Annotated in this window: 22 protein-coding genes; 6 read left to right on the forward strand and 16 right to left on the reverse strand. The window is 61.7% G+C overall.

Annotated elements, in window-relative coordinates:
* Positions 1-107: 107 nt before the first annotated feature.
* The 7 genes from AC1RDJ_RS25405 to AC1RDJ_RS25435 all read right to left on the reverse strand — a co-directional run bounded on the left by AC1RDJ_RS25405 (position 108) and on the right by AC1RDJ_RS25435 (position 9,382).
* The gene (locus tag AC1RDJ_RS25405) at positions 108-818 is read right to left on the reverse strand and encodes a hypothetical protein (RefSeq protein ID WP_493029081.1); all 711 of its coding nucleotides are present in this window, start codon (positions 816-818) and stop codon (positions 108-110) included.
* A 16-nt stretch (positions 819-834) separates the two neighbouring features.
* Entirely contained in the window at positions 835-1,932 is a 1,098-nt protein-coding gene (zapE, locus tag AC1RDJ_RS25410) for a cell division protein ZapE (RefSeq protein WP_071322686.1), read from the reverse strand.
* Positions 1,933-2,024: 92 nt separating this feature from the next.
* Positions 2,025-3,455 carry a dihydrolipoyl dehydrogenase gene (lpdA, locus tag AC1RDJ_RS25415; RefSeq protein ID WP_071322685.1) on the reverse strand — a complete coding sequence of 477 codons (1,431 nt, stop codon included), beginning with the start codon at positions 3,453-3,455 and terminating at the stop codon, positions 2,025-2,027.
* Positions 3,445-3,834: a PspC domain-containing protein gene (locus tag AC1RDJ_RS25420; RefSeq protein ID WP_493029082.1), complete on the reverse strand. Its 390-nt coding sequence runs from the start codon at positions 3,832-3,834 to the stop codon at positions 3,445-3,447. The genes lpdA and AC1RDJ_RS25420 overlap by 11 nt, the downstream gene beginning before the upstream one ends.
* 94 nt (positions 3,835-3,928) lie before the next feature.
* Positions 3,929-5,182, reverse strand: a complete 1,254-nt coding sequence (gene odhB, locus AC1RDJ_RS25425) for a 2-oxoglutarate dehydrogenase complex dihydrolipoyllysine-residue succinyltransferase (protein ID WP_493029083.1) — start codon at positions 5,180-5,182, stop codon at positions 3,929-3,931.
* Between the two features lie 117 nt (positions 5,183-5,299).
* The gene (locus tag AC1RDJ_RS25430; protein WP_071322682.1) at positions 5,300-8,152 is read right to left on the reverse strand and encodes a 2-oxoglutarate dehydrogenase E1 component; all 2,853 of its coding nucleotides are present in this window, start codon (positions 8,150-8,152) and stop codon (positions 5,300-5,302) included.
* A gap of 255 nt (positions 8,153-8,407) precedes the next feature.
* Positions 8,408-9,382, reverse strand: coding sequence for a LysR family transcriptional regulator (locus AC1RDJ_RS25435; protein WP_071322681.1), 975 nt, complete (start codon positions 9,380-9,382; stop codon positions 8,408-8,410).
* A gap of 117 nt (positions 9,383-9,499) precedes the next feature.
* Here AC1RDJ_RS25435 and AC1RDJ_RS25440 point away from each other — a divergent pair, with 117 nt between their 5' ends.
* Positions 9,500-10,000 carry an MBL fold metallo-hydrolase gene (locus AC1RDJ_RS25440; RefSeq protein ID WP_493029084.1) on the forward strand — a complete coding sequence of 167 codons (501 nt, stop codon included), beginning with the start codon at positions 9,500-9,502 and terminating at the stop codon, positions 9,998-10,000.
* 15 nt (positions 10,001-10,015) lie between these two features.
* Here the strand turns inward: AC1RDJ_RS25440 and AC1RDJ_RS25445 are convergent, their stop codons facing one another.
* The 9 genes from AC1RDJ_RS25445 to AC1RDJ_RS25485 form a co-directional block, all read right to left on the reverse strand.
* Entirely contained in the window at positions 10,016-10,555 is a 540-nt protein-coding gene (locus AC1RDJ_RS25445; RefSeq protein ID WP_493029085.1) for an NAD(P)H-dependent oxidoreductase, read from the reverse strand.
* Positions 10,556-10,784: 229 nt separating this feature from the next.
* A complete protein-coding gene (locus AC1RDJ_RS25450) occupies positions 10,785-11,126 on the reverse strand; it encodes a winged helix-turn-helix transcriptional regulator (protein WP_493029086.1) in 342 nt (113 codons plus the stop codon).
* A gap of 160 nt (positions 11,127-11,286) precedes the next feature.
* On the reverse strand, positions 11,287-12,591 hold the full coding sequence (gene gltA / locus AC1RDJ_RS25455; RefSeq protein WP_071322677.1) for a citrate synthase: 1,305 nt from the start codon (positions 12,589-12,591) through the stop codon (positions 11,287-11,289).
* Between the two features lie 122 nt (positions 12,592-12,713).
* Positions 12,714-12,995, reverse strand: coding sequence for an FAD assembly factor SdhE (locus tag AC1RDJ_RS25460; RefSeq protein ID WP_071322676.1), 282 nt, complete (start codon positions 12,993-12,995; stop codon positions 12,714-12,716).
* A gap of 117 nt (positions 12,996-13,112) precedes the next feature.
* The gene (locus tag AC1RDJ_RS25465; RefSeq protein WP_071322675.1) at positions 13,113-13,823 is read right to left on the reverse strand and encodes a succinate dehydrogenase iron-sulfur subunit; all 711 of its coding nucleotides are present in this window, start codon (positions 13,821-13,823) and stop codon (positions 13,113-13,115) included.
* Between the two features lie 9 nt (positions 13,824-13,832).
* A complete protein-coding gene (sdhA, locus tag AC1RDJ_RS25470) occupies positions 13,833-15,614 on the reverse strand; it encodes a succinate dehydrogenase flavoprotein subunit (protein ID WP_071322674.1) in 1,782 nt (593 codons plus the stop codon).
* Between the two features lie 2 nt (positions 15,615-15,616).
* Positions 15,617-15,982, reverse strand: a complete 366-nt coding sequence (gene sdhD, locus AC1RDJ_RS25475) for a succinate dehydrogenase, hydrophobic membrane anchor protein (protein WP_071322673.1) — start codon at positions 15,980-15,982, stop codon at positions 15,617-15,619.
* The gene (gene sdhC, locus AC1RDJ_RS25480; protein WP_071322672.1) at positions 15,982-16,404 is read right to left on the reverse strand and encodes a succinate dehydrogenase, cytochrome b556 subunit; all 423 of its coding nucleotides are present in this window, start codon (positions 16,402-16,404) and stop codon (positions 15,982-15,984) included. Before sdhC ends, sdhD begins: the two co-directional genes overlap by 1 nt.
* Before the next feature lie 306 nt (positions 16,405-16,710).
* Entirely contained in the window at positions 16,711-17,595 is an 885-nt protein-coding gene (locus AC1RDJ_RS25485; RefSeq protein ID WP_493029087.1) for a GntR family transcriptional regulator, read from the reverse strand.
* Positions 17,596-17,900: 305 nt separating this feature from the next.
* Here AC1RDJ_RS25485 and AC1RDJ_RS25490 point away from each other — a divergent pair, with 305 nt between their 5' ends.
* From AC1RDJ_RS25490 to AC1RDJ_RS25510, 5 genes are all read left to right on the forward strand, one after another.
* Complete coding sequence (locus tag AC1RDJ_RS25490) at positions 17,901-18,890, forward strand: malate dehydrogenase (RefSeq protein WP_493029088.1); 990 nt, start codon at positions 17,901-17,903, stop codon at positions 18,888-18,890.
* A gap of 114 nt (positions 18,891-19,004) precedes the next feature.
* On the forward strand, positions 19,005-20,003 hold the full coding sequence (locus AC1RDJ_RS25495; protein ID WP_071322671.1) for an HpcH/HpaI aldolase/citrate lyase family protein: 999 nt from the start codon (positions 19,005-19,007) through the stop codon (positions 20,001-20,003).
* 13 nt (positions 20,004-20,016) lie between these two features.
* Positions 20,017-20,568, forward strand: coding sequence for a hypothetical protein (locus AC1RDJ_RS25500; RefSeq protein ID WP_493029089.1), 552 nt, complete (start codon positions 20,017-20,019; stop codon positions 20,566-20,568).
* 88 nt (positions 20,569-20,656) lie between these two features.
* A complete protein-coding gene (gene acnA / locus AC1RDJ_RS25505; RefSeq protein ID WP_071322669.1) occupies positions 20,657-23,377 on the forward strand; it encodes an aconitate hydratase AcnA in 2,721 nt (906 codons plus the stop codon).
* A gap of 213 nt (positions 23,378-23,590) precedes the next feature.
* Positions 23,591-24,844, forward strand: a complete 1,254-nt coding sequence (locus AC1RDJ_RS25510) for a DUF2863 family protein (RefSeq protein ID WP_071322668.1) — start codon at positions 23,591-23,593, stop codon at positions 24,842-24,844.
* The last annotated feature ends 132 nt before the right edge of the window (positions 24,845-24,976 follow it).

Here is a 24,976-nt window from a genome sequence, read left to right on the forward strand (position 1 = left end):
CAGCATGCGCAGGCAGCCATCCGTGCCGGGATCGCCGGCAAGTGCGTAGTTTAACCTGCCGCGCGGCTTAGGGCACGCCATTTCCGGCATGCCCCTGCCAGACGGACTTACTTGGCGGGCGGAACGGCGGCGGCCGGCGCGCTGGCAGCGGCCGCCTTGGCCGCCTTGGCGTCCGCCTCGGCCTGGCGCTCGGCCAGGCGCTGCGCCACTCTCTTCTGGCGCGCCACGGCTTCCGCCTGTTTTTTCGCAAATTGCGCTTCGCGGGCGGCACGGCGCGGCGCCTCGGCGGCGTCCTCGGCGGCCAGTTTCTGCAGCTTGGCCGCATGTTCGGCTTCGCGTTCGGCCACGCTCTTGCCTTGCGGCTTGGGCGGCGCCGGCTCGGGCGCGACCACTTTCACGGGCTTGGGCACGGCGGCGGCGCGCTGCTCGGCGTCGAGGCGCGCATCTTCCTGGGTCTTGGCCAGGTCGATATCGCGCAGGCGCACGGACTCGGCGCGCTTGAAGTGATTCGCTTCGGCCTCGACGGCGCGCAGGCGCACGAGGATCAGGCGGCGCTTTTCCTTCGCCTTGTCGAGGCAGCTGTTCACGAAGAACTTGTTGTAGCATTCCTGCTCGCGCGCGGCGAATTCATTTTCAGCCGCCTCGCGTTCGCTGGCCGCCAGCTTCAGCTTGGCATCGGCTTCGTCGACGGACAAGGTGGCCGGCACTTGCGGCGCACCGACTTCATCCAATGCGATGCCGCCCTGGTGCGCGCAGGCGGACAAGACCAGGGCCAGGCCCATGCCCGTTGCCAGCTTGTAGAGTGTATTTGCCATCATGTTCATTTTTCCTGCCTCAAACGATCGCGTCGGCCGCGCCGCGCTGTTCTTTTTCCATGTATTCGCGCGATTGCATCTCGACGATGCGCGATACGGTACGGTGAAACTCGTTGGCCAGCATGCCATTCGTGTACAGCTGGTCGGGCGCCACTTCGGCCGACATGATCAGCTTGACCTTCTGGTCATAGAACACGTCGATCAGCCACGTGAAGCGGCGCGCCTCGGACGACTGCGCCGCCGACATGGCCGGTATCCCGGACAATATCACTGTATGGAAGCGGCTGGCGATTTCCAGGTAATCATTTTGCGAACGGGGGCCGCCGCACAGGGTGGCGAAATCGAACCAGATGATGCCGCCGGCGCGGCGCAGGCAGTGGATTTCGCGGCTTTCGATGCGGATGCGCGCATCTTCGTCGGCCGTCTCGGCGATGCGCGTGTAGGCGTCGCGCAGGGCCTTGTCGGTGGCCGCGCCGAGCGGCGTGTAGTAGCTTTCCACCTGTTCCAGCGCGCGGCCGCGGTAATCGACGCCGGCGTCGACGTTCATGACGTCGAGTTTTTCCTTCAGTAGCGCGATGGTCGGCAGCATGCGGTCGCGGTGCAGGCCGTCCGGGTACAGCAGGTCCGGATCGTAGTTCGACGTCATGATGAAGGACACGCCATTGTCGAACAGGGCCGACAGCAGGTTGTACAGGATCATCGCATCGGCGATGTCCGAGACGTGGAATTCATCGAAGCAGATCAAACGGTATTTCTTGGCGATGCGCTTGGCGACCTCGTCGAGCGGATCGGCCACGCCCTTCAATTCATCGAGCTGCTGGTGCACGCCGCGCATGAATTCGTGGAAGTGCAAGCGCGTCTTGCGCACCAGTGGCACGACGGAATAAAAACTGTCCATCAGGAACGACTTGCCGCGCCCTACCCCGCCCCACATGTACACGCCTTTCGGCACGGCGGGACGGTTGATCAGGCGCTTGAAGGTGCTCGAGCGCTGGCCCTTGTAGGCCACCCACTCGTCGTAGCACAGTTGCAGGCGGTCGACCGCGCGCCGCTGGGCGGCATCGGCCTTGAAATCGCGCTTCTGCAACGCGTGCTGGTAAAACTCTTCAACGTTCATGGGATTCGATTCAACTGGGATTCTGGACATAGCGCAAACGGGCCGGCAAGGCAGAAACTGCTTTGCCGGCCCGCTGCGAGGTACTCTAGCGTTTAGAAATTCAGCGTACGCTTGTCTACTGCCAATGCCGCTTCCTTGGTCGCTTCCGACAGGGATGGGTGGGCGTGGCAGATGCGTGCGATGTCTTCGGCCGAGGCCTTGAATTCCATCGCCACGACGGCTTCGGAAATCAGTTCGGAGGCCATCGGGCCGACGATGTGCACGCCGAGGATTTCATCGGTGGTCGCATCGGCCAGGAATTTCACCATGCCCGAGGTGTCGCCCAGTGCGCGCGCACGGCCATTGGCCATGAACGGGAAGGTGCCCGCCTTGTAGGCGATGCCTTCGGCCTTCAGGGTTTGCTCGGTCTTGCCGACCCACGCGATTTCCGGCGAGGTGTAGATCACCCACGGAATCGTGTTGAAGTTGGTGTGGCCATGCTGGCCGGCGATACGCTCGGCCACGGCAACGCCTTCTTCTTCGGCCTTGTGCGCCAGCATCGGGCCGCGCACGACGTCGCCCACTGCCCATACGTTCGGCAGGTTGGTCTTGCAGTCGCCGTCGACGGCGATGAAGCCGCGCTCGTCCAGCTGCAGGCCGACCTTGTCGGCACCCAGGCCATTCGTGTTCGGCGTACGGCCGATCGAGATGATCAGTTTGTCGAACACGGCTTTTTGCGCTTCGCCCTTGGCGTCCACGAATTCCACGGTGACGTCTTTCTTGCCTGGGGTGATCGCACCGATCTTGCAACCGAGGTTGATCTTCAAGCCTTGCTTGGTGAACAGCTTCGACGCTTCCTTGGCGATCTGCTCGTCGACGGCGCCGAGGAAGACCGGCAGGCCTTCCAGCACGGTGACGTCGGAACCCAGGCGGCGCCAAACGCTGCCCATTTCCAGGCCGATCACGCCGGCGCCGATGACGCCCAGCTTGGCTGGAACGGCGTCGATGGCCAGTGCGCCCGTGTTCGACAGGATCAGTTTCTCGTCGAATGGTGCACCCGGCAGTTCGCGCGCGTTCGAACCCGTGGCGATGACCACGTGCTTGGCGTTCAGGGTTTCATTGGCTTCACCGGTGACGCTGATGTCATACGTGCCAGCGGCGGCAGCGGCGAAAGCGGCGCGGCCGTGGAAGAAGGCGATCTTGTTTTTCTTGAACAGGTACAGGATGCCGTCGTTGTTTTGCTTGACGACGGTATCTTTACGCTTGAGCATCTGGCCCAGGTTCAGCTTCAGGCCGGCGACGTCGATGCCGTGCTCGGCGAAGCTGTGGCCCGCGTGTTCGAAATGCTCGGACGATTGCAGCAGCGCTTTCGACGGGATGCAGCCGACGTTGGTGCAGGTGCCGCCAGGAGCGGCGCCGCCCTTGGCGTTCGACCACTCGTCGACGCAAGCGACGGAAAAGCCCAGCTGCGCTGCGCGGATGGCGGCGATGTAGCCGCCAGGGCCCGCACCGATGACAACTACGTCAAATTGTTTAGTACTCATGTTTTGTTATTCCAATCTCTTCGTCTGGTACGAAAATCCACAATAGAAGGTAAATCACCACGCCGAAGCCGAAGGTCAATGTAAACAGGACGAACACGAGGCGCCAGATCCACGCTTCCATGCCGGAAGCGCGTCCCAGGCCACCGCACACGCCGCCGAGCCAGCGGTCGTTGCGCGAACGGCGCAGGCGGTTGAATTCCTGCACCAGGTCGTTCGCCGGGCCGGCAGCCGGACCGGCGCCGGCGCCGAACGTGCTGTCCGGCTTGTCCAGGTTGATATTGCTCAGGAGCTTGGCTTTCGCTTGCGCGAATTCCGCGTCGCTCAGGGCGCCCGCCAGGTGCAACTCGTGCAGACGCTTGATTTCTTCAGAGACGTTCATAGGAATCCTCTTTCATTGAGATCAGCCAGCTGCGTCTTCTGGCAAGGGGTACCAACTACATTGCCCCGGCGGCTACGCCGGGGTGCTACGGTGCTTACAGGTCCAGCAACAGGCGTGCAGGATCTTCCAGCGCTTCTTTCATCGCCACCAGGCCCAGGACGGCTTCGCGGCCGTCGATGATGCGGTGGTCGTAGGACATGGCCAGGTAGTTCATCGGACGCACCACGATCTGGCCGTTTTCCACGACGGCGCGGTCCTTGGTCGCATGCACGCCCAGGATGGCCGATTGTGGCGGGTTGATGATCGGGGTCGACAGCATGGAGCCGAAGGTGCCGCCGTTCGAGATCGAGAACGTGCCGCCCGTCAGGTCGTCCAGGGTCAGCTTGCCTTCCTTGGCTTTCGCGCCGAATTCACCGATTTTTTTCTCGATGTCGGCGATCGACAGCTGGTCCGCGTTGCGGATGATAGGCACGACCAGGCCGCGCGGCGAACCGACAGCGATGCCGATGTCGAAGTAGCCGTGGTAAACGATGTCGTTGCCGTCAACGGAGGCGTTGATGATCGGGTACTTTTTCAGGGCGGCGACGGCAGCCTTGACGAAGAAGGACATGAAGCCCAGCTTGACGCCGTGCTCTTTCTCGAACTTGTCCTTGTACTTGTTGCGCAGGTCGATGACCGGCTGCATGTTCACTTCATTGAACGTGGTCAGGATGGCGTTCGTCGATTGCGATTGCAGCAGGCGCTCGGCGATACGCGCGCGCAGGCGGCTCATCGGCACGCGCTCTTCCGGACGGTCGCCCAGGCTGGCGGCCGACGGCGTGGCAACTTGCTGCAGGGCCGGCTTGGCGGCGGCTGGCGCCAGCGGCGCAACGGCAGGCTTGGCGGACGCGGCCAGGGCGTCGCCCTTGGTCACGCGGCCATCTTTGCCCGAACCGGCGACGTCGCCAGCGGACAGGCCTTTTTCGGACAGGATCTTGGCGGCGGCAGGCATGGCCACGTCGCCTTTGGTGGCGGCAGGCGCCGAAGCGGTCGAAGCGTCTTGTGCGGCGGCAGCCAGGGCTGGCGCGGCAACGGCCGACACTTCCATCGGGCTGACCTTGGCCGAGCCGTCGGTATCGATGATGGCGATGACTTCGCCGGCAACGACGGTGGCGCCGTTATCCTTGATGATCTGGATGATCACGCCAGCGGCTGGCGCAGGCAGTTCCAGCACAACTTTGTCGGTTTCGATATCGATCATGTTTTCGTCGCGCGCGACTGGTTCGCCGACTTTCTTGTGCCATGCCAGCAGGGTCGCTTCCGCAACCGATTCCGACAACTGGGGAACTTTGACTTCGATTTGTGCCATGTAAAACTCCGTTTATTTTGTTATTGCGGCGCCGCCCCTGCGTAGCAAGGGCGGCGCTCCGTCATCATATACTGGTCAGGCGCCGCGCAAACCGCGCAGCGCCCGTTGTCCCGCCACTTACTTGGTCAGGATAAAGCCCTTCAGCTTCGAGAATGCCGTTTCCAGCAGGTCTTTTTGCTGGGCGTAGTGCTTGTCATAGTAACCGACGGCAGGCGACGCCGAAGCAGGACGGCCGGCATACGCCAGACGCTGACCCGACTCCAGGCCTTCGAAGATGTTGTGCTGGATCTGGAACCAGGCGCCCTGGTTTTGCGGCTCGTCCTGGGCCCATACGACTTCGACCAGGTTCGGGAACTTCTTCAGTTCAGCAGCAAACGACTTGTGCGGGAACGGATACAGCTGTTCCAGGCGCACGATCGCCGTGTCGGTCTGGCCGCGTGTCTTGCGTGCGTTGACCAGGTCGTAATAGACCTTGCCCGAGCAGGCGATGACGCGCTTGACTTTCTTGGCGTCGATTTTCTCGTCGACTTCGCCGATGACGGTCTGGAAACCGCCCTTGGCCAGGTCGGTCAGCGGCGAACCGGCATCCTTGTTGCGCAACAGCGACTTCGGCGTCAGGATGACCAACGGCTTGCGGAACTGGCGCACCATCTGGCGACGCAGCAAATGGAAGATCTGCGACGCCGTCGTCGGCTGCACCACTTGCATGTTGTTGTCGGCGCACAGCTGCAGGAAACGCTCAGGACGCGCGGACGAGTGCTCAGGACCCTGGCCTTCATAACCGTGCGGCAGCATCATGACCAGGCCCGAAGCGCGGCCCCATTTCACTTCGCCGGAGCTGATGAATTGGTCGATCACCACTTGCGCGCCGTTGGCGAAGTCGCCGAACTGGGCTTCCCAGATCGTCAGCGTGTTCGGTTCAGCGGTCGAGTAGCCGTATTCGAAGGCCAGTACGGCTTCTTCGGACAGCACCGAGTCGATGACGGTGAACGGTGCCTGGTTGTCCGACACGTTTTGCAGCGGAATGTAGGTACCCGCATCCCAGCGCTCGCGGTTCTGGTCATGCAGCACGGCGTGGCGGTGCACGAAGGTGCCGCGGCCCGCATCCTGGCCCGTCAGGCGGATGGCGTAGCCGGACGATACCAGCGAAGCGTAGGCCAGGTGTTCGCCCATGCCCCAGTCCAGGTTCATTTCGCCGCGGCCCATGGTGGCGCGGTCGCCCAGGACCTTCTCAACCAGCGAGTGGACCTTGAACTCTTCCGGCACGGTGGTGATGCGCGTGGCCAGGCGTTTCAGTTCCGTCATCGGCACGGCCGTATCGGCCGAGTCGGTCCATTTCTTGTTCAGGAACGGCAGCCAGTCGACGGCGTACTTGTTCTTGAAGTTCGAGATGACTGGATCGACCGTGTGCTTGCCGGCGTCCATGGCGTCGCGGAAAGCGGCAACCATCTTGTCGCCGCCGTCGGCAGGAATCACGCCTTGCGCTACCAGCTTGTCCGCGTACAGCTTGCGGGTGCCCGGGTGCTGGCCGATGCGCTTGTACATCAGCGGCTGCGTCAGTGCCGGCGTATCCTGCTCGTTGTGGCCAAGCTTGCGGTAGCAGATGATGTCGAGGACGATGTCCTTCTTGAATTCCATGCGGTAGTCGAGCGCGATCTGCGTCGCCAGGACCACGGCTTCCGGATCATCGGCGTTGATGTGCAGGACCGGTGCTTCGATCATCTTGACGACGTCCGAGCAGTACAGGGTCGAGCGCGAGTCGCGCGGATCCGAGGTGGTGAAACCGATCTGGTTGTTGATCACGATATGCACCGTGCCGCCCGTGCCGTAGCCGCGGGTTTGCGCCAGATTCAGCGTTTCCATGACCACGCCCTGGCCGGCGAAAGCGGCATCGCCGTGCACCAGGATAGGCAGCACTTGCGCGCCGTGCACGTCGCCGCGGCGGTCCATGCGGGCCTTGACGGAACCTTCGACCACCGGGTTGACGATTTCCAGGTGCGACGGATTGAACGCCAGCGACAGGTGGACCGGGCCGCCCGCGGTGGAGATGTCCGACGAGAAGCCTTGATGGTACTTCACGTCGCCGGCAGGCAGGTCGTCGCCATGCTTGCCTTCGAATTCTTCGAACAGTTCCTGCGGCGCCTTGCCCAGGGTGTTCACCAGCACGTTCAGGCGGCCGCGGTGGGCCATGCCGATCACGATTTCCTGCACGCCTTTTTCGCCGGCGCGCTGGATGGTTTCATCCATCGAGGCGATGAAGGTTTCGCCGCCTTCCAGGGAGAAGCGCTTCTGGCCCACGTAGCGGGTGTGCAGATAGCGTTCCAGGCCTTCAGCTGCGGTCAGGCGGTCGAGGATGTGGATTTTTTTCTCTGGGGTGAAATTCGGGGTGGAGCGGATCGATTCCAGCTTCTCTTGCAGCCAGCGCTTCTCGGCCGGATCGGAGATGTACATGAATTCGGCGCCGATCGAACGCGTGTAGGTGTCGCGCAGATAATTGAGCAGATCGCGCAGGGTGGCGGTCTCGGGGCCAAAATAGGTATTGCTGATGTTGAACACGGTGTCCATGTCCGCATCGGTGAAACCGTAGAAGCTCGGGTCCAGTTCCGGGATCATCGGACGTTCCTGGCGTTGCAGCGGATCCAGGTTGGCCCAGTGCGTGCCGAGGTAGCGGTAAGCGGCGATCAGCTGCGTGGCGGCGACGCGCTTGCGGCCCATTTCAGCATCGAAGGAAGCGGTCACTGTCCGGATCGGACCCGCTTTGGCGCGCTCGGCGAACGAGGCGACGACGGAGGCATGCGCCACGTCAGGCTTGTTGGTACCGTCGACGGCAGGCACGTGCTGCATGGCATCGAAGTAAGAACGCCAGTTATCGGGCACCGAGCCTGGATTGTTCAGATACGCCTCGTACAGGTCTTCCACGTACGGAGCATTCCCACCAAACAGGTAGGAGTTGGTCGTTAATTGCTGCATATATTGCTCACCTTTCTTCGCGCTTCGCGAGATTAGCGGGTTAATCTAACCTTCCGCGACACGGCCTGACCGGTTAGCGGATTGCACATCAAGTTGTGGGGAAGGGCTTTTTTATTGCACCAGCATTCTGCATACCGTCATTTAGAATAGCACGCGGTATTGTAACGCAACAACCGCTCGTTGAATTTTATTTGGCAAGCAAATGTAAGCTCTGTTGTTGATTTTCCCGGGCTTGCAAGCCTGTCACTGTTATGCTTACAACACATCGGCGGCCCTGCCGGCATGCCGCTTGCGCCCAACTGGTCTGCCCGGCAACGGCCCCGCCGCGATGGCTGCCAGCCAATCGGGATCGCCGGCAAACCACTCCACCAGGAAGTCCAGCATGGTGCGCAGCAGCGGCGACATGTGCTGGCGCGACGTATAGACGCCATAGATGCCCATGTCCTGCGGCTGGTATGCGGGCAGCAGCTCCACCAGCTGCCCGCTGGCGATCAGCGGCGTGGCCGAAAAGCGCGGCTGCATGGCGATGCCCGCCCCCGCCACCGTCGCCACCAGCAGAACCAGCGACTCATTCGCCGACAGGCGGCCGCTGACGGGGACAGTGAGCGCTTCCCCGTTGTGCGTGAACTGCCACAGGCTCTTGCCAAAATAGGTATACGTCAGACAGTTGTGCAGGGCCAGGTCTTCCGCCCGCCGTGGCGTGCCGTGCGCCGCCAGGTACGATGGTGCGGCGCACACCACGGAAGCGCAGCTGGCCAGCTGGCGCGCGATCAGGTTCGGTTCGAGCGCATTCGTGATGCGGATCGCCAGGTCGATGCGCTGCTCGACCAGGTTGACGGCGCGGTTCTCCATCTGCAGGTCGACGGCGGCGCGCGGGTAGCGCCGCAGGTAAGCGGTCACTGCGCCAGCCAGCGCGGTCTGCGCCAGCGATTGCGAGCAGGTGATGCGCAGCAAGCCGTGCGGCGTGTCGGCGCCCCCGGGCGCGGTGACGGCCATGGCGCCGGCCAGTTCCAGCATCTGCCGGCAGCGCGCCAGCGTGGCGTCGCCCGCATCCGTCAGGCTCAGCCGCCGCGTGGTGCGATGCAGCAGGCGCGCCCCCGCCCACTGCTCCATCTCGGCCAGGTAGCGCGTCACCATGGCGCGCGACATGTCGAGCGCATCGCTGGCGGCGACCATGCTGCCGCGCTCGGCGATGGCGACAAACACTTGTGCAGCGGTGATACGGTCCATGCGGGCACTCCCTTGATTCGCTCGATTCATGCAACTAAGTATTGCAATCTACCCTATTTGTCGCACATAGTCGAAAGGATAATATGTGCTGGTGATAACAAATAACGAGAAAAACACATGTTGTCGAACTCCACCCTGCATGACCGCCAGGGCGCCGGCTGGCCCTGGGGCGACCGCCGTGCCCCGCGCCGCGCCGACGGTGGCTTTGCCATCGAGCGCCTGGGTAGTACGCGCTCACCCTCCATCCTGTTGAGCGGTTCGCAGGAAGCCATCCTCGTCAACGCGCAATTCCTGCACAGCGATGCCGTGCACGTGGCGCAAACGATACAGGCGGCCGGCAGGCGCCTGAGCGCCATCTATATCAGCAACGCCGAACCGCAGGCGTATTTCGGCCTGGGCGTGCTGCAAGCGGCCTTTCCGCTGGCGCGCATCCTCGCCAGTGGCGACACGGTCGCCGCGATCCGCCGCCAGGCCGGCGCCCGCGTCGCCCACTGGGGCGGCATTCTCAAGCACAACGCGCCGCGCCGCATCGTCGTGCCGCACATCCACGATGGCGCCAGCCTGCCGCTGGAAGGCGTCAGCGTATGCCTGCAAACACTGCTGGCGGAATTCGACTGAGCCAGCACGCCAGACTTACAGCGCCGACAGGAAGCGCACATAGTCGTGCGCGCTGCTCTCCAGCCGCTCCGCATAGCCCGCCTCCTTTGGCCCGTCTTCCGCGCCATAGAAAGCAAAGAACGGGCGCTTCTCGGCGCCCACATAGTCCAGCGTCACGTCAAAAGGCACCAGCAACTGCGCCAGCGTGACTCTCCACTTGCCCTCCGGCGTGAAGTCTTCCTGGCGGATGCCCGCAGTGACGGCCAGGGCCACCTTGCGGCCCTTGAAGGCTACGCCGCCCGTGCCATACGCCCAGCCATACGCCAATACGTCGTCGAGCCACTTCTTCAGCAATGGCGGACAGTTGAACCAGTACAGCGGGAACTGCAAGACCACGTTGCCGTGCGCCTCCACCAGCGCCTGCTCCTGCGCCACATCGATGTTTCCGTCAGGATAAGCCTGATGCACATGGTGGATTGTGTAGCGCTGCGGATGGCGCGCCAATTCCTGCAGCCAGCGCTTGTTGGCCACGGACTTGTCGATCGCGGGATGGAAGACGATAACCAGCGTTTTCATAGTGCTTCTTTCATGGGTGTGGGGTCGGTGGCGCCGCCGCACCGCATGCACCGGAAAGCAGGCAAGCCGCCACCCTGCCCCGAAGCGCGCCATCGCGCCTCCAGAGGCGTATGCAGCATACCCATGGCAGGTATTTTTCACAAGTACGCACAGTTACTACACATACAGTAGGAAAAGTAAGTGACCAGCACGCGAGAAAGCCCCGGCAAGGCGCAATTCGACCTGCGCGTCAGGCCGGCTGGTGCTGTTCGCCCCACTCGCACAAGGTATGGAGCACGGGGATCAGCGATGCTCCCTTGCTGGAGAGGAAATACTCAACCTTGGGTGGCACTTGCGGGTATTCCTTGCGGATGATCAGCGCATCGGCTTCGAGCTCCTTCAGCACGACGCTGAGGGTCTTGAAGGCGATGCCGCCGAGATGCCGCTTGAGTTCATTGTGGCGCAGGACCTTGTTTTCAGCGAGCGCGTACAGGATCAGCATCTTGTATTTGCCGCCGATCAGCGACAGGGTGTAGCCGAATCCCGTCTCGCCCAGGGTCACGCCGCCGGGCGCGCATATGTCTTCATTCATCACGTTCTGTTTCCGGTTTGCCTGGGTGGAGCGTAGCAGCATTGCCTGCCAGCGGCTATTGATCGGCTATTTTTAAGGCGCGCATGAAAAAAGCGAGCCCTCGGGCTCGCTTTTGCGCGCCGGGCCGCAAGGCCCGGCAGGAACGGCTATGCGGCGAAACTTAGGCGCGCTTGGCCAGTGGCAGTACTTCGCGCGTGGTCGAGCCGACGAACAGCTGACGCGGACGGCCGATTTTTTGTTCCGGATCGGCGATCATTTCGTTCCACTGGGCGATCCAGCCGATGGTGCGGGCCATGGCGAAGATACCGGTGAACAGCGACACAGGGATGCCCAGCGCCGATTGCACGATGCCCGAGTAGAAGTCGACGTTCGGGTACAGCTTGCGCGAAACGAAGTATTCGTCGTTCAGTGCAATCTTTTCCAGTTCCATCGCCAGCTTGAACAGCGGGTCGTCTTGCAGGCCCAGTTCGTTCAGCACTTCGTAGCAGGTTTCACGCATCAGCTTGGCGCGCGGGTCGAAGTTCTTATACACGCGGTGGCCAAAGCCCATCAGCTTGACGCCGGAGTTCTTGTCCTTGACTTGCTCGATGAAGGCAGGGATGTTCTCAACGGTGCCGATTTCCTTCAGCATGTTCAGTGCCGCTTCGTTGGCGCCGCCGTGGGCAGGGCCCCACAGGCAGGCGATGCCGGCAGCGATACAGGCGAACGGGTTGGCGCCCGACGAACCGGCCAGGCGGACGGTCGACGTCGAGGCGTTTTGCTCGTGGTCCGCGTGCAGGATCAGGATGCGGTCCAGGGCGCGCACCAGCACGTCGTTGACCTTGTAGTCTTCGCACGGGTTGGCGAACATCATGTGCATGAAGTTGGCGCTGTACGACAGGTCGTTGCGCGGGTACGTGAACGGCTGGCCGATCGAGTACTTGTAGGTCATGGCGACCAGGGTCGGCATCTTGGCGATCAGGCGGATGGCCGACACTTCGCGGTGACGCGGGTCGTTGATGTCCAGCGAATCATGGTAGAACGACGCCAGCGCGCCGACGGTGCCGACCAGGATCGACATCGGATGCGCATCGCGGCGGAAGCCACGGAAGAAGAATTGCATCTGCTCGTGCACCATCGTATGCTTGGTCACGGTGTCGACGAACTTGGCTTTTTGCGCCGCGTTCGGCAATTCGCCGTTCAGCAGCAGGTAGCACGATTCCATGAAGTCGGCGTTGACGGCCAACTGTTCGATCGGGTAACCGCGGTACAGCAATTCGCCCTTGTCGCCGTCGATGTAGGTGATCGACGAATTGCACGAGGCGGTCGACATAAAGCCTGGGTCGTAGGTGAACTTGCCGCTACCGGCGTACAGCTTGCGGATGTCGATGACGTCCGGGCCTACGGTGCCTTTGTAGATGGGAAATTCAAGCGATGGGCTGCCATCGGAGAACGACAGGGTAGCTTTTGTGTCAGAGGTATTCATGGGCTCTTCCTTCTCGGGAGTGAGTCGAAATTAAAATCAAAAATTCTGGCTGCAATTCGCAACGCAATTCGGCGTTGCTACAGCGCGCCACTCGCACCGTTTGCAATATATCGCCCAGGCGTCTAGGCAATGCGCAGTCGTTGCAGCAGTGCATGCACATGCGGCAGATCGACTTCGCCTTCCGGCTCTTTACGGGCCAGTACCAGATCCATTAACGCATTGTCCGATAAATCCAGCAAACGCGTCAGCGCGTCAACTTCTTCATCGGTCAATTCGGTTTCATACGCATCGAGAAAACGGGTCAGGATGATGTCGTTTTCCAGCAGGCCACGGCGTGAACGCCAGCGCAGGCGGGCGCGGTTGGCCGGGTCGGCCTGATGCGAGGACAAAATTGATTCTGTCATTTGGTTTACCACTTTACATGTGCCTTGCGGCACGGTGCTGCTTTGCAGGCGCCGCCTGCCAGGAAGCGAGGATACCCTCTTCCGGCAAACGGCGCCCGGCGGACGCGATCAGACGAATCAGATCGCGCGGCGGACCATCAATTCCTTGATCTTGCCGATCGCCTTGTTCGGGTTCAACCCTTTCGGGCAAACGTCGACACAGTTCATGATCGAATGGCAGCGGAACAGACGGTACGGATCTTCCAGGTTGTCCAGACGCGCACCGGTGGCTTCGTCGCGCGAATCGGCGATGAAGCGGTAGGCTTGCAGCAGGCCGGCAGGACCGACGAATTTGTCCGGATTCCACCAGAACGACGGGCACGACGTGGAGCAGCAGGCGCACAGGATGCACTCGTACAGGCCATCGAGTTCTTCGCGCTGTTCCGGCGTTTGCAGGCGTTCTTTTTCAGGCGGGATCGAATCGTTGATCAGGAACGGCTTGATCGAATCGTACTGCTTGAAGAATTGCGTCATGTCGACGATCAGGTCGCGGATGACTGGCAGACCTGGCAACGGACGCAGCACGATAGGCTCGGTCAGTTCGTTCAGGTTGGTGGTGCAGGCCAGACCGTTCTTGCCGTTGATGTTCATCGCGTCCGAACCGCACACGCCTTCGCGGCACGAGCGGCGCAGGGCCAGCGAGTCATCGACGTCCGACTTGATGCGCTGCAGTGCGTCGAGCAGCATCTTGTCGGTGTCTTTCAGTTCGACCGTCAGGTCTTGCATGTACGGCTTGGCATCCTGGTCAGGATCGTAGCGGTAGATTTTAAATTTGAGAGTGCGTGCCATGGTATAGCCTTAGAAAGTACGTGGTTTCGGTTTGAAGGTATCTACCGTCAGCGGCTTGGTCACGACTGGCTTGTATTCCAGTCGGTTGCCTTCCGAATACCACAGCGTATGCTTCATCCAGTTGTCGTCGTCGCGGGTCGGGTGGTCGTCCTGGGCATGGGCGCCGCGCGATTCCTTGCGGGCGGCTGCCGAAACGATGGTCGCTTTCGCCGTTTCGATCAGGTTGTCCAGTTCCAGCGCTTCCACGCGGGCCGTGTTGAAGACCATCGACTTGTCCTTGAACGACACGTGCTTGCGGCGCTCGTCGAGCTTCATGATTTCAACCACGCCCTGCGCCAGCATCGCGTCGGTACGGAACACGCCGCAGTATTTCTGCATCGTGGCGCGGATTTCATTCGCCACGCCCTGCACGGTTTCCGTGCCGGTCGAGTTTTCCAGGCGCGCCAGGCGGCCCATGGCGAAATCGGCAGCGTCGGCTGGCAAAGGCTTGTTTTCCTTGGCTTTCAGGCCGCTGTTGACGATGTGGTTGCCGGCCGCGCGGCCGAAGACCACCAGGTCCAGCAGCGAGTTCGTGCCGAGGCGGTTGGCGCCGTGCACCGAGACGCAGGCGCATTCGCCGATCGCGTACAGGCCGTTGACGACCTTGGCCGAATTATCCGGACCGGTCGGGGTGACGACCTGGCCGTGGATGTTGGTCGGGATGCCGCCCATCTGGTAGTGAATCGTCGGCACGACAGGAATCGGTTCCTTGGTGGCGTCGACGTTGGCGAACTTGTGGCCGATTTCCAGGATCGACGGCAGGCGCTTGGCGATGGTATCGGCACCGATATGGCGCAGATCCAGCATCACGTGATCCTTGTTCGGACCGCAGCCGCGGCCTTCCTTGATTTCCTGGTCCATCGAACGCGACACGAAGTCGCGCGGCGCCAGATCCTTCAGGGTCGGCGCATAGCGCTCCATGAAGCGTTCGCCTTCGCTATTGATCAGGATGCCGCCTTCGCCGCGCACGCCTTCGGTGATCAACACGCCCGCGCCGGCCACGCCGGTCGGGTGGAACTGCCAGAATTCCATGTCCTGCAGCGGCAGGCCGGCGCGTGCCGCCATACCCATGCCGTCGCCGGTGTTGATGAAGGCATTCGTCGAGGCGGCGAAGATACGGCCTGCGCCGCCCGTTGCCATGACCGTCGTCTTTGCTTCCAGGATCATGCATTCGCCAGTTTCCATTTCCAGCGCGACCACGCCGATCACGTCGCCTTCGGCGTCACGGATCAGGTCGAGCGCCATCCATTCGACGAAGAAGTGCGTACGGGCGCGCACATTGCGCTGGTACAGTGTGTGCAACAGGGCGTGACCGGTACGGTCGGCTGCCGCGCAAGCGCGCTGCACCGGCTTTTCGCCGAAGTGGGCCGTGTGGCCGCCGAATGGACGCTGGTAGATGGTGCCGTCAGGGTTGCGGTCGAACGGCATGCCGAAGTGTTCCAGTTCGTACACGACCTTCGGTGCTTCGCGGCACATGAATTCGATGGCATCCTGGTCGCCCAGATAGTCGCCGCCCTTGACGGTGTCGAACATGTGCCAGAACCAGTTGTCTTCGGCCATGTTGCCGAGCGACGCGCCGATACCGCCCTGTGCCGCGACAGTGTGCGAACGGGTCGGGAAGACTTTGGACAACACTGCGACGTTCAGGCCGGCTTCAGCCAGTTGCAGCGACGCGCGCATGCCGGAGCCGCCGGCGCCAACGATTACCGCATCAAAGCGGCGGGTAGGGATTGCAGATTTATATGCTGCCACGATTACACACTCCAGAGTATCTGTACCGTCCAGGCGGCACAAGCGATCAACCACAGCATGGTGGCAATTTGCAGGGTCATGCGGAGGCCAACGCTTTTCACGTAGTCCATCCAGATATTGCGTACGCCGACCCATGCGTGGTAGAACAGGGCGACGAACGTCACCAGGCTGAATAATTTGAACCATTGCTGCGCAAACAATCCTGCCCAGCCTTCATAGCTGAAGTTGCTGCCGGTAAGGAAGGCGATCAGCAGGATGGCGACATAGGCCACCATGACGAGGGCGGTGACGCGTTGCGCCAGCCAGTCGCGCAAGCCGTAGTGGGCGCCGACGACGAGGCGTTTCGGTCCGATGTTATTGTTTGCCATTAAAATACTCCAAACAGTTTCAATGCGACCAGGGCGGTCAGTACCAGACTGATCACCAGCACGAACTTGGCCGTGTTGCGCGCGGGTTCTTTCTCGGCGGCGACGTGCACGTCCATGAGCAGGTGGCGGATACCGGCACAGAAGTGGTGCAGGAAGGCCCAGACCAGAGCGAGGGTGATCAGCTTGACGAACCAGTGCGAGGCGATGCCCTGGAAGTAGGCGTAGGACATTTCGGAACGCAGGCTCAGTTCCAGCATGTACAGGATGCACGGCAGCAGGGCGAAAATGATGATGCCGCTGATACGATGCAGGATCGAGACGATGGCGCCGATAGCCATGCGGTAATTCGACAATTCGGTAACATGGATGTTACGGAATTGCGGCCGTTCTTTTTTTGGTACTTCTCTTACGGCTTCAGACATAACAAAAACCTCCCCTTTGAATTTCAACTAAATATTGAAGCCGCGATTTTCGCCGATTTTCGCAACCCATACCAATATCTATTGTTACATATAACCAAAATGGTTTTTTACTACAAAATACCGCGCTACTTTCCGTAGTTCACGTAATTTAGTTACAGAATCGCAGGCAAAGCACAGCCCGCCGGGGCTGGCCACGCTTTGCCTGCGCACTCTGTTGTCTCCAGCGCCCGCCTTGCGGCGCGCACTTTACAAGCGATGTACTTCAGCCTTGCCGCTTGTGCGGGCGCCCGCGGGCGCCCCGCTGCTTCAGCTGAGTTCATTCTGATAATGATGACGACTGGTCAGGTACAAGCCCCGGCGCAGTTCGACCGGCTTGTCGCCGTAGGTAAACGACACGCGCTCGGAACTGAGCAAGGGCGTGCCGAGGTCGATATTCAACAGTTGCGCCGCGCCCGCGTCGGCGCACACGGCGCGGATCTGCTCGGACGCACGTATCATGCGCGTGCCAAATTCCGTTTCAAACAGGCCATACATGGGGCCCTTGTATTCCACCAGGCGCTCGGCCGTCAGGCCCTTGAAGATCAGGCCCGGCAGCCACAGTTCCTCGACGATCGTCGGCACGCCGTCGAAATACTGGACGCGCTTGATGAAGATGACGGCGTCGCCGGACTTCAGGTCCATCAGGCGCGCCACGTCGGCCGGCGCGCGCACGCGCTTGACCTCGATAAACTTGCTTTCTGGATAATGCGGCACGCCTTCGTCCGGCACCAGGCGCAGGAAGCGGAAATGCGCGCGCGCCTCATGGTGGGTGGAAACGAAGGTGCCCTTGCCCTGGCGGCGCATGACGAGGTTCTCGGCGGCCAGCTCATCGATGGCCTTGCGCACCGTGCCCTGGCTGACCTTGAAACGGCCGGCCAGTTCGACTTCACTGGGGATCAGCTCGCCCGGCTTCCATTCGCCCGATTGCAGGCTCTGCGTGATGAGCGCCTTGATCTGCTGATATAAGGGACTGAAGGTGGGCGAGGCGTTCGCCGCAGGCATGACCACGGCAGTGGTATTGACGCTGGCGACAGGGGTGGAAACGCTGGCGGCCGGTGCGGCAGCAGGCGCGGCCGGGGTGCCCGCGGTCGGACTGACCGCCCCGCTTGCAGCAGTGGCATTGTTGGTCAGATTGGACGAGGCGGAATTCATAGTCCGACATTTCAACACAAATCACTGCCCGCGTCCAGTAAAACACTCGCAGTTATCTGTCTTATATAAGACATAAGATATGATTGACAGATAGAGATCGGAGGCCTAAACTGCCCTCGATAAAACTTGTGAGCCAGCGTTTTATGTTGTCGGCCAGCCACTCTGGTCTCGAGCAGCACAGGCGTGACGGCAGCGTACACCAGCAATTCGGTGGCGCCGGCCGGTTTTGGTATCATTATAGTTTTTCCGGATAAGCGTAAGCCCAGCTTCAAGCCCGTTTTCTTTCCCATTTTTGGAGATTCATCATGGCTAAAACCCCAATGCGTGTTGCAGTGACCGGCGCCGCCGGCCAGATCGGCTACGCCCTGTTGTTCCGCATCGCCAATGGCGACATGCTCGGCAAAGACCAGCCTGTCATCTTGCAACTGCTTGAAATCCCGGACGAAAAAGCCCAGAAGGCGCTCAAGGGCGTGATGATGGAAATCGACGACTGCGCCTTCCCGCTGCTGACGGAAATGACCGCCCATTCCGATCCGCTGACCGCATTCAAGGACGTCGACGTGGCCATACTGGTCGGCGCGCGCCCACGCGGCCCAGGCATGGAACGCAAGGACCTGCTGGAAGCGAACGCACAGATCTTCACGGTGCAAGGCAAGGCGCTCGACGCCGTCGCTTCGCGCAACGTGAAAGTCCTGGTGGTCGGCAACCCTGCCAACACCAACGCCTATATCGCCATGAAATCGGCGCCATCGCTGCCAGCGAAAAACTTCACCGCCATGCTGCGCCTGGACCACAACCGCGCCCTGTCGCAAGTGGCTGCCAAGACCGGCACCGCCGTGAAAGATATCGAGAAGCTGACCGTCTGGGGCAACCACTCGCCAACGATGTACGCCGACTACCGCTTCGCCACCGTGAACGGCAAGGCTGTGAAAGACCTGATCAACGACCAGGAATGGAACGCCAACACCTTCCTGCCTACCGTCGGCAAGCGCGGCGCGGCCATCATCGAAGCGCGCGGCCTGTCGTCGGCAGCGTCGGCAGCGAACGCCGCCATCGACCACATCCATGACTGGATGCTGGGCACCGCCGGCAAGTGGACCACCATGGGCGTTCCTTCGGATGGCTCGTATGGCATTCCTGAAGGCACCGTGTTCGGCTTCCCTGTCACCACCGACAACGGCGAGTACACCATCGTTCAAGGTCTGGAAATCGATGCATTCTCGCAAGAGCGCATCAACCTGACCCTGAAAGAGCTGACCGAAGAGCGCGAAGGCGTGAAACACCTGCTGGCATAAATCCAGTCCTGGCGGCGCGGCGTATGTTGCGCCGCCCGCCAAGCAGGCCGCTCCGCGCACGTCGCGGCGCGGCTGTTTTATCAAGTAGTCTTTACCTGCAGAAATGCCTTAAGCATGCACCCTTCCGAGGTTTTATTCCAAGGCAAACGCCAGCCGCTGTTGCTCGCCGCTTGCGACCACTACGCCGGCTCTGAAAAGCTGATGCGTAAATCGATTGCTTTGCAACAAGAGCTTGGGCCCCTGTTCGACATCACGTTCGACTGCGAAGACGGCGCCAGCGCCGGCAATGAAGAAGCGCACGCGCAGATGATCGCCGGCCTGCTGGCCAGCGACGACAACCAGTTCAACCGCATCGGCGTGCGCGTGCACGACGTCGACAGCCCGTTCTTTGCGCGCGACGTGGAACTCATCTGTGCCGCCGCATCCCGCCTGGCCTACATCGCCGTGCCCAAGGTGGGCGGCGTGCAGGACGCCATGCTGGCCATCGACCTGATCAACCTGCACGCGCGCCGCGCCGGCCGCGACGACTTGCCCGTGCATATACTGATCGAGACGCACGGCGCGCTGCGCGACGCCTACGCCATCGCCGCCCTGCCCCAGGTCGAATGCCTGTCCTTCGGCATCATGGATTTCGTCTCCGCCCATTACGGCGCCATCCCGGCCGCCGCCATGCGCACGCCGGGCCAGTTCACCCATCCGCTGGTGGTGCGCGCCAAGCTCGAAGTGGCCGCCGCCTGCCACGCGCATGGCAAGGTGCCGTCGCATAACGTGACGACCGATGTGCGCGATTCGGCCGTGGTGGCCAACGATGCCCAGCGCGCGACGGCCGAGTTCGGCTATACGCGCATGTGGAGCATCCATCCGGACCAGATCAAGCCCATCATCAAGGCTTTCACGCCGCGCCTGTCCGAAGTCAACGAGGCGAGCAATATCCTGAATGAGGCGCTGCGCGCCAACTGGGGCCCGATCGCGCAAAATGGCCGCTTGCACGACCGCGCCAGCTACCGATATTATTGGACCGTTTTGCAACGCGCCAAACTGGCGGGCCTGGGCCTGCCCGAGGCGGCCGCGGCATTACTCAATACCCCCTCTTCCAGCACCACTGAAAACTGACAGGAATTACACGATGTCCATCTCCAAATTAGCAATTGCCTGCAGCGTCGCGCTGGGCGCGATGACCCTCACGCTGACGCCAGCCAGTTTCGCCGCCACGGACACCGCCAAGGCGCCGGCAAAAGCCAAGGTGGTCAAGGCCAAGGCCAAGACCACCAAGGCAAAAGCTGCCACCAAGGAAGCGCATCCACTGGCCATGTCGGTCATCGACAAGGAAGAGTCCGACGAGCCGGACACCGCAGGCTCCGCCTCCACCGATTTCAATTGTGAACTTGGTAATAAAATTACCATCTACACCAATGCCACGGATGACAAACACATCGCCCTGCGCTGGAAGAAGCGCCTGCACCGCCTGAGCCGTGTCGGCACCACCACCGGCGCCAACCGCTTCGAAAACCGCCTGTATGGCCTGGTCTGGATCGGCATTCCGGCCAAGGGCATGCTGCTCGATTCCAAGCAGGGGCGCCAGCTGGCCAACGAATGCAAGGATGCGGAGCAAGCCAAGCCGGCGGCATTGGTGGAAGCCCCGGCCTCGCTGGGCGTGCTGCCGGCAACCGGCGGCTGATGTGCGTAGCAAGGGCCTCTTCGGGGGCTCAGTCATGTTTTGTACCCTGAATAATCAATAAATAGACGATACCCAACAAGGAGAGGTCATGTCCCGCAACACTCTGAACACGCTCAAGGACTTTAATATTTCGGACAGCAAGAAGGGCAAGCTGTATTCCCTGCCTGCGCTGGAAAAAAGCCTGGGCATCAATGTCTCCCGCCTGCCGGTGTCGATTCGCATCGTGCTCGAATCGGTGCTGCGCAACTGCGACGGCAAGAAAGTCACCGAAGAACACGTCAAGCAATTGGCGAACTGGGGCCCGACCGCCGAGCGCACCGACGAGATCCCGTTCGTAGTAGCGCGCGTCGTGCTGCAAGACTTCACCGGCGTACCGCTGCTGGCCGACCTGGCCGCCATGCGCAACGTGGCCGCCAAGATGGGCATCAACGCCAAGAAGATCGAACCGCTGGTACCGGTCGACCTGGTGGTCGACCACTCGGTGACCATCGATCACTACCGCGAAAAGAAAGCGCTGGACCTGAACATGAAACTGGAATTCTCGCGTAACAACGAGCGTTACCAGTTCATGAAATGGGGCATGCAGGCATTCGACACCTTCGGCGTCGTGCCACCAGGCTTCGGCATCGTCCACCAGGTCAACCTGGAATACCTGGCGCGCGGCGTGCACCACGCAGGCAAGAAAGCCGGCGATGTGTACTACCCCGACACCCTGGTCGGCACCGACTCGCACACCACCATGATCAACGGCATCGGCGTGGTCGGCTGGGGCGTGGGCGGCATCGAGGCGGAAGCCGGCATGCTGGGCCAACCGGTCTACTTCCTGACGCCTGACGTCATCGGCGTCAACCTGTCGGGCGCGCTGCGCGAAGGCTGCACCGCCACCGACCTGGTACTGACCATCACCGAATTGCTGCGCAAAGAGAAAGTCGTCGGCAAGTTCGTCGAATTCTTCGGCGAAGGCACCGAATCGCTGACCCTGACCGACCGCGCGACGATCGCCAACATGGCACCGGAATACGGCGCGACCATGGGCTTCTTCCCAGTCGACGAAGCAACCATCGATTACTTCAAGGGCACCGGCCGCAGCAAGGCTGAAATCGCCGCGTTCGAAGGCTACTTCAAGGCGCAAAACCTGTTCGGCGTGCCGAAAGCGGGCGACATCGACTACACCCGCGTGGTGGAACTGAACCTGGCGTCGGTCGCTCCGTCGCTGGCCGGCCCGAAACGCCCGCAAGACCGTATCGAAATCGGCAACGTCAAGGCCAACTTCGCGGAACTGTTCGCCAAGCCGACGACCGAAAACGGCTTCAACAAGAATCCGGCCGACCTGGCCGCCGTGTACGAAACGACGAATGGCGTGAAAGTGTCGAACGGCGACGTGCTGATCGCCGCGATCACCTCGTGCACCAACACCTCGAACCCGAGCGTGATGCTGGCTGCCGGCCTGCTGGCCAAGAAAGCCGTGGAAGCGGGCCTGAAAGTCGCTCCGCACATCAAGACCTCGCTGGCTCCCGGCTCGCGCGTCGTCACCGAGTACCTGACGGCCGCCGGCCTGCTGCCCTACCTGGAAAAACTGGGCTTTGGTGTCACCGCCTACGGCTGCACCACCTGCATCGGCAACGCCGGCGACCTGACGCCTGAACTGAACGCCGCCATCGCCACCCACGACATCGTCGCTTCGGCCGTGCTGTCGGGCAACCGCAACTTCGAAGCGCGCATTCACCCGAACATCCGCTCGAACTTCCTGGCCTCGCCACCGCTGGTCGTCGCCTACGCCATCGCCGGCAACATGACGCGCGACCTGATGACCGAGCCAGTCGGCAAGGGCAAGGGCGGCAAGGACATCTACCTGGGCGACATCTGGCCAAGTTCGGCTGAAGTGTCGGCCATGATGAAGTTCGCCATGAACGCCAAGGTGTTCAAGGATAACTACGCCGACGTCAAGGGCGCGCCAGGCAAGCTGTGGGAAAAAGTCACCACCGTGTCAGGTCAAGTCTACAACTGGCCGAAATCGACCTACATCGCGGAACCACCGTTCTTCGACAACTTCTCGATGACGCCAGCGGCAGTGGCCACCGGCATCGAAGGCGCGCGCGCACTGGGCGTGTTCGGCGACTCGATCACCACCGACCACATCTCGCCAGCCGGCTCGATCCAGGAAAACGGTCCTGCAGGCAAGTGGCTGAAGGAAAACGGCGTCCTGAAAGCGGACTTCAACTCCTACGGCTCGCGTCGCGGCAACCATGAAATCATGATGCGCGGCACGTTCGCCAACGTGCGCATCAAGAACCGCATGATCCCTGCCAAGGCAGACGGTTCGGCGGTCGAAGGCGGCATCACGATCCACCAGCCTTCCGGCGAAGAAATGTCGATCTACGACGCGGCGATGAAATATGTTGCTGAAGGCACGCCAACCATGGTCTTCGGCGGCGAAGAGTACGGCACGGGCTCGTCGCGCGACTGGGCAGCCAAGGGCACCCAGCTGCTGGGCGTGAAAGCCGTGATCACCCGTTCGTTCGAACGCATCCACCGTTCGAACCTGGTGGGCATGGGCGTGTTGCCACTGCAATTCATCGGCGACGACAGCGTGCAGACGCTGGGCATCACCGGCAATGAAACCTTCGACCTGAAAGGCCTCGAAGGCGAAATCAAGCCACAGCAACTGGCCACCCTGGTGATCCACCGCGCCGACGGCACCAGCGTCGACGTGAAAGTGCTGCTGCGCATCGATACGCCGATCGAAGTCGATTACTACAAGCACGGCGGTATCCTGCCATTCGTGCTGCGTCAACTGCTGGCCGAGTAATCGCTCCAGCTGTGATGTAAGATGAAAGCGCCGGTTCCGACCGGCGCTTTTTTTTCGCCGGCAGGCCCGTGACGGCTTGAAATTGCGACGATTGGCATGATCTACAGACAGCTTACGTATTGCGTGCGGCCGAATCCTCTACAATACGGTTATAAGGGTTTATCATTGTTTGACTGATCCATTTTTTTCACTTTCCGAGACTCTTATCCCGCTATGCGTCGTCCTTCCAAAGATTCATCCCATAAACTGACTGCCGACAGCCAGCGCCTGGTCACCTTTGCCCAGGCGATCGTACAGGCAGCCAGCCGTCTCGAAGAGCGGTCCTGGGAACACAGCCTGGATACGCAGCTCCAGAAATTACTCAAGACCGGCCACCAGGACACCATCGACAACACCCTGGGCAGCCTGTTCAAGGAAGACTTGAACGCCTACGACGTGCTGATGGACTGCGTTGAAGCCGTCAGCGAATCGACCGTCATCGTGCACGAGGACGTGCGCTACGACGCCCTGCTGGTGGCCGTGCCCATCCTCGCGTGGACGCGCTTTTCCATCGCCTCCGGCCCCATGGCCGGCGATGCGCACGGCGTGCTGTCCGCGCACTTTGCCGCCCACCTGCTGGCCGACGGCACGAAGATGGCGATGGCGCCCACCCTGTACTCGATCGACCAGCTGCCGCGCAGCCACGTCGAGACCTATGCCAAGACGCAGAAGCTGGCACAGGCCGCGCTGAAAGGCACGGCCGTCAAGCCGTCAAGCAAGGAGGCGGAAACGGCGCCCTTCCTGGCCGACACGCGCTACCTGCTGGTGGCCGTGGTGGCCCCTGCTGGCGCACCGCTGTTCCGCTGGCAAACGCCGGCCAGCCAGCTCGACTTCATCGCCGAGCGTAGCGCCGCCCTGGAACAATGGCGCACGCAGGCGACGCCGACCATCGCCCGCCTGCTGCCTGGCTGCGGTCTGGAACTGCTGCTGCCGGAAGCGTACTACGTGGCCTGCCGCGAAGCGGACAAGCTGATACGCCCCGTCTCCGTGCGCGCCGCCGTGCATTACCTGACGCACACCCTGGCCATCGAGCCGTCGGAACTGCGCGCCGTCATCGCCGGCTTCGGCGAGGAAGCGGCCGACGGCCAGGTGGACGAGTACCGCATCGCCTTCACCCTGCGCCAGGCGCCGGACGTCATCTACGGCATCGTCTGGCCCCTGTACGGCCAGGAAGACGAGGATGGCACGCCGATCGAAGGCCTGATCCAGGTCGGAATCGCCGCGCTGGACAAGCAAAAGACGCCCGTCGATGAAATTATCGAGCATCTCAACGCGGCCGGCGTGACGCAGATCAAGCGCCATGCGGAGCGTTTCGTCGGCGAATATTGCGACGATTGCGGCGCGCCCCTGTTTGCCGACCCCGTGGGCGAGCTGGCGCATGCGGAAATGCCCGAGGATACGCCGCAGGGCACCGAGCATTTCCATTGATGCTGTAATGCTGTTGTCGGATTACGCGCTACGCGCTAATCCGACCTACGACGCCAATCCGACCTGCGCTGCTACGGAACCGGCGAGGGCCGTAGGTCGGATTAGCCGGTACGGCGTAATCCGACAACACCC

Source organism: Janthinobacterium sp. GW822-FHT07H10 (genome assembly GCF_058798675.1).